The sequence below is a fragment of the Commensalibacter sp. A3DC genome (assembly GCF_047307945.1).
Lineage (GTDB): Bacteria > Pseudomonadota > Alphaproteobacteria > Acetobacterales > Acetobacteraceae > Commensalibacter > Commensalibacter melissae.
In genome coordinates this window covers 1-2,899 of sequence record NZ_JAXOQA010000106.1, presented here as the reverse complement: position 1 = coordinate 2,899, position 2,899 = coordinate 1, and the positions used below count along the sequence as shown (strand labels likewise).

2 protein-coding genes are annotated in these 2,899 nt (G+C 35.5%); both read right to left on the bottom strand.

The window, feature by feature from the left end:
• Positions 1-158 precede the first annotated feature (158 nt).
• The gene (locus U0839_RS08630) at positions 159-1,226 is read right to left on the bottom strand and encodes an acyltransferase family protein (protein ID WP_155564891.1); all 1,068 of its coding nucleotides are present in this window, start codon (positions 1,224-1,226) and stop codon (positions 159-161) included.
• A 93-nt stretch (positions 1,227-1,319) separates the two neighbouring features.
• The coding region (locus U0839_RS08625) for an efflux transporter outer membrane subunit (RefSeq protein ID WP_413550487.1) at positions 1,320-2,899 on the bottom strand (1,580 nt) is incomplete at its 5' end.

Genomic DNA, 2,899 nt, shown 5'->3' with positions numbered 1-2,899 from the left:
TAACAACATTAATCATTTTTTAAATTTACTTTATTTTGTTATATTAGTAAAATAATTGAATTTCAGTTTAAAAGGATTAATGCTTCTGCCATGTTAATCCTTTTTTTTTAACCTTATTAATTGCATAATGTTCAATGATAATACCCAAATATTCTATTTTATAACCATTTTCTAACAATTCGATTTGATAAATGAATAAACGGACGTTCAATCCAGTTATAACTGTAAAAGCTTACAATTAAGACAAGTATTAATTCTACAGCAATCTGCAAGAAAGGATGAGTAGCGTTAGAAAAAAATCGTAACTGATAAAATGTGATAAAAATATAAAGGATAGGACAATGCCACAAATAAATGGAATATGACACATCACCTAGTTTTTTTAATAAATTCGCAATTTGGATATGATTGCTCATTTCAAGTCCTATACATCCATATAAAATCAGAGCTGGTGATAATCCATTATAAAATAAATTGGCCCATTCATTAAAATGTAATCCATATAATTTCTTATAAGTGAATATAAAACCTGTACCACCGATCAATATACCTAAACACAAAGCAATATACTTATCCATTACAGTATGTTTTTTTATTTTAAAAAAAATATAAGCAACGCATAACCCGAAAAAAAAGTTGAAAATCTGGTTATCTCCGAGAAAAAATGGAACATGATGAATCCAATGTTCCACATAAGCATATAAAATGATCAAATGTAAAATTGCCCAGATTATAAAAAAAGGAAGCAATGATTTTCTGGGAAACAAACAAATAAAACAGAACATTACAAGATAAAAATACTGTTCGAAGGGTAATGTCCATGCAGCGTTCTGTAATGGCATATCAGTAGTTAAAAGGAAAAAATGTGAAATATTTTCTATTTTATGCAAACCAGCTGTTTTAATACCATTGCAGTGAAAAAGAATGATAATGAAAATCATGGTAATCCAAAATAACGGATAAATCCGAAAAATTCTTTTAATTAAAAATTCCAATCCTTCCTTAAATGATGCTTTTTCATGGTTTTCAAGAACGTTCAACGCAATGACAAAACCACTTATAACAAAAAATAGATCCACCCCATATCGCACGAAAGGTCCAGAAAACGTATATATCGTTGCGAATATGGGTTTAACTTCTATTTTAATCGATAAAAAATGCGCCCAACAAACTGATAAAGCGGCAAGCCCTCTTAACATTTGAAGGGTATAAAATTTCCTTGGCAATAATACGGCTCCAAAATATAAATTATTTATAAGGAAATAAATAATTTGACCGTAATGATCAACTATTCTGATTATGCGCTAGCAATTTTATAATCAACTTTTCTTTTGAAGCGATTCAGTATGTTCGGGAAAGGTTGTTTCCCATCCTCCACCAAGTGCTTTATACAGTTGTACTAAATTGGTTGAAATACGTGTTGTACTTTTTACCAAATCATCCTGAGATTGCAATAGTCGACGTTCTGCATCCAGAACATTGATAAAGGTTTGCAACCCCTCACGATATTGTTCCTGTGCCAAAAAAACAGATTGCTGGTTTGAATTGACAGTTTCCCTTAATTTATCATTTCTTAACTGTTCGGCTTGATAAGCAGACAGAGCGTTATCAACCTCCTGCCAAGCACGCAAAACAGTTTTACGATAAGCAAGAGCCGCTTCTTTCTGCTGCGCCTTTTTTAATTGTAATTGACCCTTTAATTTCCCCCCTTCAAAAATGGGAATTGATATTGTCGGTCCAATATTCCATGCCCGTGCTGACCAAAATCCCAAATCCTTGATCGATAAAGATTGAAAGCCCATTTTTGCATCCACGGTTACTTTTGGATAAAAATCCCCTTCTGCCACACCAACCTCTGCAGTTGCAACATGTAAGGCGGCTTCAGCCTCTCTTACATCTGGACGACGTTGCAGCAATTCAGAGGGCAAACCAACAGGAATCTGCGGGGGAACTGGAGGAATTGGTTTTTGTTGTGACAAAGTTTGATCCAAGGCGCGGGGTGGTTCCCCCATTAACAATGCAAGGGCATTCATATAATTAATGACCTGCTCTTCCAATTGTGGGATCTGTGCATTTGTCTGTTCCAGTTGAGCACGGGCATCGTGAACATCCAATTCTGTTACCAATCCCCCCGTATAACGTTTTTGAGCTAAATCAAGTGAATCCTGAGCAATTTTCGCATTTTTTCGAACAATATCCAGTTGTGTCTGCAATCCACGTAGAGTTATATAATCATTGGCAACTTCAGCCAACTGGAGGGTTAAAATATCTCGTCGCTCCTCTTCGGAAACTTGCCATAAAGCTTTACCAGCCTCGTACTGACGACGAACACGCCCCCAAATATCAGCTTCCCAACTTGAATCCAGAGCATCAGCCCATTCATTAAAAGTGGGAATATCAATATCCTTGGGGTCAACGATTTTACCTAACTCAGGTTTCTGATTCTCGACACGGTTAATAATTCGACGTGCCATTTTACTACTATGTTGTGCTCGGCTGTAACTACCCATTGCATTCAAGGTGGGAAAACGTGCCGATCCTGTTATGATTAACTGGGCACGACTAGCAATCATTCGCTGTGTAGCCATTTGAATATCAAGGTTATTTACGATAGTGCGACGTTCCAGATCAGATAATATCGGATCATGAAAACATTCCCACCAATTCGGATCCAGTTTATTCTTACTGATTTGACTTGTAACATTACCGTGGATTGAATTATGGTTTGGATACCATTTTGAAGGGTACCAAGGTGTCTGTTTTTTAAAATCAGGTCCAACCGCACAACTGGTCAATGCAATACTCAAAAAGGAAAGTGATAAAAAACAAAAGCTATATTTCATAGTTACAACCTGATATCCTATTTTAATATACAGCATTAAACGGGCGTTTTCATTTC